We start from the raw sequence: 9,086 nt of genomic DNA, 5'->3' as shown, positions 1-9,086 counted from the left end.
GGATAGTATCAGAGCGTACAAGTGCGAAGTGTCGGATGAAGTGAGAGGTAGGGTTCATCAAATGAGTAGTGACATCCTCAATACATGAACCGCCACAGAAGTAGATACTCATGAGAGAACGGATGATTTCGCTGTACTGATAACCGAACGATCTACACCTTAGACCGAGGGTTGAGTCGATGACAGATGATAATGTGGAGTCAAATTGCTCCATGATTGAAAATAATCCCCCAAAAGGAGTGAGTCTCTCAGATTTAATTTGTATCTTCGCCATGTCTATCGTTGGATTCTCTTGTTTTTTTTGCAACACTAAGATAAGTGAAAATTCTGACATGGCAAAATCCTGAGCAACTTTTTGTTGCTCAGGTACTTAAAAAGTTTAATTTATAATAGTGTTGCGGAATTAAGGTTTTTAGTAGTTTTTAATGCCTTTATTAGTGAACATTTTTGTAGTTGGCAACCTTATAGGTAAAGAATTAAATAAGTAAGGTTGTCAGATACGTATAAAAGACTCATGGTACTGATAAATATATCAATAGTCTATTATGATGGTATTTACGATTAATATTCTACTATTCCTACTTGTCCTTGGTGTTTGGCTATGGATGGATAATAGGAAGAAAAGTAAACAAAAGGATGTAGTTGGCGATGCAGAGGGTTCTTGTAAAAGCTATTATCGTTTCTTCTTCTGGCTGTTTCTACGTTTTTTGATATATGTTCTTGTAACAGTCCTGTTGTTTACAATCATGTTGAGCTTCTACGAAGATGATTATCCAGAGGATTCGCTCTCCTGGTTAATGATTTTTGCAATACTTGGTTGGTTCATTTCAATACCTATTGTTCTTGTTTATATCTGTTCTCTTGTACAGTCGGTTTGGTATCGTAATTATGTGAACAATATCTTTCTTGGACTCCATTGCTTTAATATCTTACAGGTGTTGTGTATTACGGTATTTGCTGTTGTTCCACAAGAAGAATGTACTCCTGAGACGATGGAGGCGTCCTACAAGGCTAATCGGCAGAATATAGAGAGACTTATTAAGGTTACAAGAAGTTGGCTACCAGATAGTACTGGATTCTCTGTAGCGTATTCGAAGCATGGAAAACTGACGGACTGGGGTGTATCTTCAAAGCAAGACGTTAATTTCAAAGGTGATGAGATAGAGTCGAAGAAAGAACAGGAAAGAGAACTACAAAAGATAGGATTAAGTATAGACAGACTCGATTCTGTTCGTTTAGCCTTGCAGAAGATGGGTTATCGAGGCTTGTCTGTCAGTAGAGGTGGTTTTGTAAGTGACTATACAGAAATCGTTTATGGGGTGACTGGAAATAAAGAGTTTGATTATAGAATCTATGATAAACCGCTCACAGACTCACTTGCGTATGAGTTAAATCGGCATTATAGCCTTGTTGTCTACAATCGATATGTAGTGTTTAGTTGTGTGGAGTCATCTGATTATGATTATCCTTTCCCTGGTAAATATGACTATTTGCAGAAACATGCAAGGGCTAAGCGTGTGCAATAGTTTGTAAGAGAGTATATGTATAAGGGTTTTAGTACATCACTACTGATAGTAAAAAGCCTTCATCTTCTGCAAGGACAATAATGCTGCAGACGGATGAAGGCTTTTTATGATTGTGTTTTGTTTACTCTTTAGAACTTGTAAGTGACTGTAGCTTTTATGTTCCGTGGAGCACCTGGGAAGGAACGGAGTTTGTCGTAACCTCCTACCCAATAAACTTTGTTCATTGCGTTGTCGAGATTTAGTTGTACCTGCAGGTTACGGAGACGATAGTAAAGTGCTGCGTTGAGGAGTCCATAGCCAGGATAGACAATGGTATTCTCACGTCTTCCAACCTGTCCGTAACGTTTTGTTACAGCATTGAAACCCAGACCGAAACCAAAGTTGCGTAGCACACCTGTCTGAATGATATACTTCGACCAAATGTTGAATGAGTTACGTGGTGTGTTTGGACGTTGCATACCATAGTCTTTCTCTGAGTTGGTTGCAGTCTTTGTGATAGCAGCATGGGTGTAGGCATAGTTAGCAACGATACTCCAATTAGGAAGAATGAAACCTGCTACATCTAACTCAATACCCTTTGAAGTTTCTTCTCCCACTTGTTCTAATAACTCTGGATTATTTGCATCGTTGGCATTATAGAGTGTATTGCGTTTCTGAAGATGGAAGAAAGAAAGGGTTGTACTGAGTCGTTTGTCAAACCATTCACCTTTCAAGCCCGCCTCCAACAACTGGCTGTATTCTGGGTCGAATGGTCCACCTGTGTTAGGGTTGCCCTGTACGGATGCACTCTGTGGCTCAAAGCCTTTTACCCATGTACCATACACATTCAGATTCTTGTTGATAGCAACGACAGCACCAAGACGTGGAATGAACGCATGCTGCGTGGTACGGGTCTCCTTATTGGTCTTATAATTTAGTACATCAGTGAATATTTCCTGGCGAATACCCAAGAGAAGCTTCACTGGTCCTACCTCCATCTGCTCTTGAAGATAGATGCCATGAGAATACTGCAGGTAAGGAGAGAGTGCTGTTGAGACAAAGATATACTTTGAGTAGTCGCGTTCAATGTTGTTATTATTACTTGTCAAGTCATAGTAAGGCACATTCGTTCGTGGATTACCATCCTTGTCGAGTACGTATTTAGCAATGTTGGCAGGCTTGAAAGCTGTTGTTGTCGTACCGTCTTTTAGCAGATAGCCTCCTGCAGTCATTGCTGATGAGCCTGCTTGCTGTGCCATTTGGAAATAGTCATAGCCCAAGAGGATACGATGATGGACTGAACCCGTGCTTACGTTATAGTTAAAATAGGTGTTGAAACTATTGTTGCGGAAGTGACGCTGGCGTATAAGGCACTGCATAAGAATGCGTGACGGACTTTGTGTACCATCGGCTAACTTCACATACGCATTAGCCTGATTGTGCTCACGAAGGTCTTCATCATAGGAAGAATTCAGATAGGTAGCATTGAAAGAGAGGTTGTCCGTGAACTTATGAGTTACACCAAGCGTGATATTCACGAGGTTCTCCTTTAGATAGTCATTTGTTGCAGAGAGCGAACGACTAATTGGTACTGAATTGAGGTCACCATCTCCAAAGATAGGCTGACCACGGTCAACCTTGCCATCGGTGCGCTGATAAACGATGTCGACGTTAAAGCGTGTCCTTTGTGTTGGGAGAAACGAGAAAGATGGTGCAACGATATAGTTTGTGTTTTCTTGTAGGTCACGGTAAGAATCAGTATGTTCGTAACCGATGTTAAGACGATAAAGTAGGGTATGCTTCTTGTCTAATGGTCCAGTAAAATCTCCATAGGTGTTCAGTGTGTTGAAGCTACCAACGGTTGTTGATACTGTATTGCGTTGATAAGGTAGTGGTTTCTTAGTTACACGATTAATAACACCACCCGGTGCAGCATTGCCAAAGAGAGCAGAGGCAGGACCTTTGATAACTTCAACACGCTCGATGTTTGCTAATGACTGCTGTTTCCAAAGACTTGTCTGTGCTCGCATACCATTGACAAGGTTACCAGAATTACGGTTACCAGTAGTGCGGAAACCACGGATAGAGAAGTCATTATAGAAGGTATATTGGTTTACACCACTGATATTCTTTACAACCTCATTGATAGTTGTTGCACCTTGGTCGCGCACTAACTCCTTTGTTACGTAACCGATAGATTGTGGAATGTCTTTCAAAGGTGTCTCTGTCTTTGTACCGATGAAAGAGTTGGTATTCTTATAGGAACGTTCGTTACGTCCGATAACTTCTACCGTCTGAAGCACTTGGTCGTGCAGATAAGGAGTTGAGAACAATGTGTCTTGTGTTAAGCTGTCAGTTGTGACTTTTCCCGGTGAGTTTGTTTGTGCATTTAGCGGTAGGGCTGCAGAGTATAATAATGTGCCCGTTAATAATAAACAAGAGTGTAATTTTTTAACCATATTGATAAATATAATAATCCTGAAATAATTTATAAGCGGTGCAAAAGTATATATAAAATATGATTACTACAATACCTAAGAGTTGGTATAAATTAGTTTCTGTTAGGTTATTGAGTGACAATATGTAATAATAAGTCCCTACTTATGTGTGGTGTGAGAGCACTTGTAAAAGTTAGAAAGAATGGTTTAACTTCCGTATCTCTCCAAATGTAGCGAGGAATAGAATGTTAGTTTACCCTTATGATAAAGCTGTTAGCTGAAGAGGGGGACGCTAAACGAGTAAGTAGAAATTGTAAGGATATTTCTGTGATTACTCCCTCTTCATTCAGAGAAAAGGCTGTATATGAGGGAAGAAGAGGCCTAACTACGTTCAAGAACATGCTCTTCTTATATGAAGAAGACGCCCTTCTTGCTGCAAGAGGGACGTCTTCTGTGACGCAATCTGTAATATGCTGATTTGTTGTGTGTTATGAGTTTGGCTGTTGGAGATGTTATATCCTTTCGGTGAAGATGTTTCGTACGATGTTATGTAATGATTTTTATTATTTTACTGGTTCTTTTGAAACATGGAAGATTACCTATTACGTTTCTATGAAGATGTTGAGCAAAGTAGTAGTTTACGTTCTGTTTCTTAGTGTAACGTCGGTTGGAAAGTTATTAGTCGGACGGTAAGTCTTCTCTTTTCAATTAACTACGTTACCCAGCAATAATGTTTTTTACACCTCTGTATTCTGAAGAACATACTTCGGAGACTCACCATACTTGTTTGCTTCTGGCTGACTATCTTGTAGAAGGAAAACCAGAATTGTAATACCTAAGGCGATGTTTATTAGATAGAAAACGATAGCTAAGATACCTGTTATGCTTGTTATAGCACTAATCAAAACGTTCATTGCGGCCTGAATATCTTGTGATCGTATGGCTTCTAAATATGCGCTGAAGTTGAAAGACACAAAGAAAAGTGTACAAGAAATTGTTCCCACACAAGCTTGGGCAGCCCACCACCATCCGCTTCTTCCAGTGTCATGCAAACGACGGAACTGCATAGAAATACCTGCAATACTAAGAACAAGTGCTACAAGAGGTCCGACAAAGGGAACTAATGATATAACAAAAGCAGCGATGAAAAGGGTAAGAAAGCCCCACCAATACTCAGAACGACGGATGCGTCCATTGAACTGAAAGAATTTCTTGAATGCGTTCTGTGCTGCTACAGCAAACTCAACTTGTGGTAATTCCTTAAACTGTGACATAATTAGTATAGTTTTATTAGTTAATCTTAGATGCTCATTTGTCTTATTCTTTCAGGAGGTCAGGACGCAATCTTCTAGTTCGCTCCATTGCTTGATCAAACTCCCATTGTTTAATCTTAGCCTCGTGTCCACTGAGAAGTACCTCAGGAACATCCCAACCATTATAACTACGAGGGCGAGTGTAGATAGGTGCTGAGAGCATATCATCCATAAAGCAGTCTGAGAGTGCACTCTGTTCGTCACTGATAACACCTGGAACCAGTCGTACAACAGCGTCAGCAATGATGGCAGCTGGTAGTTCGCCACCTGTTAAAACAAAGTCGCCAACAGAGATTTCACGTGTAATGAGATGGTCGCGTACACGTTGGTCAACACCTTTATAATGTCCTGCAAGAATAATGAAGTTACCTCCCAACGAGAGGTCGTTAGCTATCTTCTGATTGAATTGTTCGCCATCAGGAGATGTAAAGATGACTTCGTCGTACTCCCGCTCTTCCTTCAAAGTAGCGATACAACGGTCGATAGGCTCAATCTGCATGACCATACCAGCTTGTCCACCAAAAGGATAGTCGTCAACACGACGCCATTTATCCTTTGTGTAGTCACGTAGATTATGCAGACGAATCTCTGCTAACCCTTTCTTTTCAGCTCTGGCAAGGATGCTCTCGTGTACGAATCCTTCCAGCATTTCTGGTAATACGGTGATGATATCTATTCTCATATAGGCACAAAGTTAACTAATCTTTTGCTATTACGTTGATAGTTTAGGATTTTTTTGTAACTTTGCTGCAGTTTCTAATATATAAACTAAGAACAGTTATGAAAAGATTCTTTTCCCTCGCTATCTGTATGGTAGCAGCTTTTTGTTGTGCAAACGCACAAGATGTCCAGTTGCATTATGACTTAGGTCATAGTCTTTACAAGAACCTAAGTTCTCGTACGTCAGTAACAACAACAGTAGAAATGTTTAAACCTGACACATGGGGTTCTACCTATATGTTTACTGATATTGACTACAAGAGCGATGGTGTAATGGGTGCTTATTGGGAGATTTCACGTGAGTTTAATCTTACGAAGAATAAGCAGTGGGCTGCACACATAGAGTATAATGGCGGTTTAGGTTCTGGTAAAACTATGGATAGCTATTATGGTAACCGTTATCAGCATGCTGTTCTTCTTGGTGGAGCATGGAACTGGGCTTCAAAAGACTTTTCAAAAACGTTCAGTCTTCAGTTAATGTATAAGTATCAGTTTAAGAATGGTCACACTGGTGCACATCCTTTCAGTGGTTTTCAGCTGACAGAGGTATGGGGTACAACCTTCGCTAAAGGTCTTTGTACATTCTCTGGATTCTGTGACCTTTGGTATGATCCAAATGTTAATGGTAAGTTGATACTCCTTTCTGAACCTCAGTTCTGGGTTAATCTCAATACACTCAAGGGTATGAAGAATGTGAATCTATCATTGGGTTCAGAGGTTGAGATTAGTAACAATTTCGTATGGAACGACAAAGGACAGAATAACCACTTCTATGCTATCCCTACGGTGGCAGCTAAGTGGACATTCTAAGCAGATAATATAGAACTTAATTATTTTAAGATAAGAAAAGAGAGTGTGTCAGAATTCAAATGCCATTTTGATAACCTTACAGTTTGAAACAATTCATTTTAAAAGACCATTTCTATACTCGGTTTTGAGTAAAGGAATGGTCTTTTCTTTGCCTTTAAGAAAAAAATACTTATAGTTTGAAAGTTGTCAAGTTATTAATTTGCATTTTGACACCCCCTCTTTCCCATATATTTTGTATTATTTATATCCTATAAGGTTTATATTGTTAGTACCTAATGTCATTAGAGGTTGTCCTAATAAGTAACAGTGTATAGGTGATAAATGGCGAGATAGTATCTTTATTTGATACTGTCCTATAAAAGTGCCTCAACTCAAATTCTATAATCTCTAATGACTGCATTTGCGTTAAAGATTAGATTTTATTTATGAAATGATAGATTAATGATATATATGAGTTAATGGGTATCTCTTTGAAATGCCCAGCTATATCTGTCTTCATGTATTATGTTTTTCATCGCTTCACGGTATAAATCATTTTCAGCATCAGCAAAATAGATATCGGAGCAAAAGTCATTCCACCACTGCTCAATGTTTTTATAAAAGAAATCTAATTCTTCAACTGTAAATGAGGGATCATAATCGTCTACTGTTATTCCTTTGTCTTTCAGTTTTTTAGTAATACTATTCTCTGTTTCACTTGAGTTTATAGATACATTATACAAAACTGCTTTTTGTGATACCACTTTATCTTTAAATCTTTTTTTCATTCGATCATGCCATGCATGCATTAAAATGTCGTCTGGAAAATAGTTTTTACCATTGTTACTTTTGACAAAAAGATCTTTGGAGATTCTCGCATTATGTCGAAAGAATATTTTCTTTATTTCATCAACATTTTCTTTTAGGTCTGCTTCTTTATCCATTTCAAGAAGAAAACCACTTTGTAGACCACTTCTTGAGAAGATCTGTTTGCCAATAGTTTTTAAAGCATAATGCTCATGTTGCTGGAATGCTTCAGGAAATTTTAATTCATAATAATATATTACTCCTATTTCGTTTTCTTTAACAAATGGAACATATTCATCAGTTTCACTCTTATAATCTGTAGTAGCAAAGAATTTTACAACTTCTAAATCAGATGAAAAATCAAGAAAGTGTGACTTATTATAATAATGTTGTGCTAAACCAGAATAATGCATTCTAATACGGAAAGTATCATGAAGTAATTCTATACCATTTTCCAATAATTGAACAATCGGATGACTGCGAATTAAAAGTTCTAACTCTTGGGAATAAATCAAGAAATCTAAGTAATCGCCGGCATCGTTATGTTTCTTATCTCGAAATAAATTAGGTTTACATGGTTTACCAGGATAATAACTTGATTGTCCACGGTACAAAAATTTATGTTTATATAAATTAGGCTTTAAACAGAAATAGAAATGTTCTGGGTGTGTAAAATCCAAAGGTGCCATCTTTGATATGAAAAAGGATTTCTCTGGAAAAGAATGTTTTAAATGAGCAACATACGGAGAAGCCCACATAACACGAAAATGTTCAGAATTTGTGTCATAGAAATAATCCATATTGGCGATATCATTTATCAAAGAATCGTTAGTATAAGCAACATGTTCCATCTTTCTAAGAAATTCTACAGCATCGTTTATATTGTTAAAAGGATTCTTTGAAGATCCTTTTTCACCCGATAAAGGTTCAACTCCTGTATACGGAACGCTTCTTGTATATTTTTTTTCGATTTTTTTTCGATCAGTTTCTTCCAAGCGAAGTTTATAAAAATAATTACCCTTATAAGGATTTGTTGGCATTTTAAATATTTTTCCATGAAGGTTATACTCGTTAGCGAGAATTTGTAGTGCTCCCTCGAATTTTTTTTTAGGTTGTAAAGATGGGTTACACGGTAGTTGCAGTCCTTTTAAAAAACATAATGCAGTTGCAAAATTTATTGCATCACAGATGGCATCTCCATGCCAGTCAAGTTTTCCTTTAGCTTGTCTTCTTTGGGAAATATACCTGATACGTGCATACAAATCTATTCTTAGTTGAGTAAAACTATTACTACTGCGTAAAAAATCTTCCCCAATTACTATTGTGTCATCTTGAAGAACTGTTGAAATCTGTGGTTCTTTAATTTTTGGGGGGATAATATATGAAGTAAAAATAATTCTTAATGAATCTGCACTTATATTAAGAAAATGACACGCCTCTTTTACAAAGGATTGTGATAATTGTTTGATTTGATATAATGATAACATTTTATATATTTAGATAAAAGATTTCAT

General features: G+C 37.7%; 6 protein-coding genes and 1 pseudogene. 2 read left to right on the top strand and 5 right to left on the bottom strand.

Translation table 11 applies throughout. The features are described 5' to 3' along the window. Positions 1-14 precede the first annotated feature (14 nt). Positions 15-274, bottom strand: a pseudogene (locus tag HMPREF0666_RS16440) (IS1380 family transposase); the annotation flags it as partial. Positions 275-545: 271 nt separating this feature from the next. Here HMPREF0666_RS16440 and HMPREF0666_RS05590 point away from each other — a divergent pair. Continuing rightward, a complete protein-coding gene (locus HMPREF0666_RS05590; protein WP_009011376.1) occupies positions 546-1,526 on the top strand; it encodes a hypothetical protein in 981 nt (326 codons plus the stop codon). Between the two features lie 128 nt (positions 1,527-1,654). Here the strand turns inward: HMPREF0666_RS05590 and HMPREF0666_RS05585 are convergent, their stop codons facing one another. From HMPREF0666_RS05585 to trmD, 3 genes are all read right to left on the bottom strand, one after another. Continuing rightward, entirely contained in the window at positions 1,655-3,964 is a 2,310-nt protein-coding gene (locus HMPREF0666_RS05585) for a TonB-dependent siderophore receptor (RefSeq protein WP_009011375.1), read from the bottom strand. A 716-nt stretch (positions 3,965-4,680) separates the two neighbouring features. Next, entirely contained in the window at positions 4,681-5,217 is a 537-nt protein-coding gene (locus HMPREF0666_RS05575; RefSeq protein ID WP_009011373.1) for a DUF805 domain-containing protein, read from the bottom strand. 43 nt (positions 5,218-5,260) lie between these two features. Further along, entirely contained in the window at positions 5,261-5,938 is a 678-nt protein-coding gene (trmD, locus tag HMPREF0666_RS05570) for a tRNA (guanosine(37)-N1)-methyltransferase TrmD (protein WP_009011372.1), read from the bottom strand. Between the two features lie 98 nt (positions 5,939-6,036). Between trmD and HMPREF0666_RS05565 the strand changes: the two genes are divergently transcribed. Then, positions 6,037-6,786, top strand: coding sequence for a DUF5020 family protein (locus tag HMPREF0666_RS05565; RefSeq protein ID WP_009011371.1), 750 nt, complete (start codon positions 6,037-6,039; stop codon positions 6,784-6,786). Between the two features lie 455 nt (positions 6,787-7,241). Here the strand turns inward: HMPREF0666_RS05565 and HMPREF0666_RS16085 are convergent, their stop codons facing one another. Next, a complete protein-coding gene (locus HMPREF0666_RS16085; RefSeq protein WP_009011369.1) occupies positions 7,242-9,059 on the bottom strand; it encodes an FRG domain-containing protein in 1,818 nt (605 codons plus the stop codon). Between the last annotated feature and the right edge of the window lie 27 nt (positions 9,060-9,086).

This window comes from Prevotella sp. C561 (assembly GCF_000224595.1).
Taxonomy (GTDB): domain Bacteria; phylum Bacteroidota; class Bacteroidia; order Bacteroidales; family Bacteroidaceae; genus Prevotella; species Prevotella jejuni.
This window is presented reverse-complemented; position numbering and strand designations above follow the sequence as displayed.

What these genes read in the sequence shown, in the direction of transcription:
- HMPREF0666_RS05585 (WP_009011375.1), bottom strand. Translation starts at nt 3,964, where the DNA reads ATGGTTAAAAAATTACACTCTTGTTTATTATTAACGGGCACATTATTA.
- trmD (WP_009011372.1), bottom strand. Translation starts at nt 5,938, where the DNA reads ATGAGAATAGATATCATCACCGTATTACCAGAAATGCTGGAAGGATTC.
- HMPREF0666_RS16085 (WP_009011369.1), bottom strand. Translation starts at nt 9,059, where the DNA reads ATGTTATCATTATATCAAATCAAACAATTATCACAATCCTTTGTAAAA.
- HMPREF0666_RS05590 (WP_009011376.1), top strand. Translation starts at nt 546, where the DNA reads ATGATGGTATTTACGATTAATATTCTACTATTCCTACTTGTCCTTGGT.
- HMPREF0666_RS05565 (WP_009011371.1), top strand. Translation starts at nt 6,037, where the DNA reads ATGAAAAGATTCTTTTCCCTCGCTATCTGTATGGTAGCAGCTTTTTGT.
- HMPREF0666_RS05575 (WP_009011373.1), bottom strand. Translation starts at nt 5,217, where the DNA reads ATGTCACAGTTTAAGGAATTACCACAAGTTGAGTTTGCTGTAGCAGCA.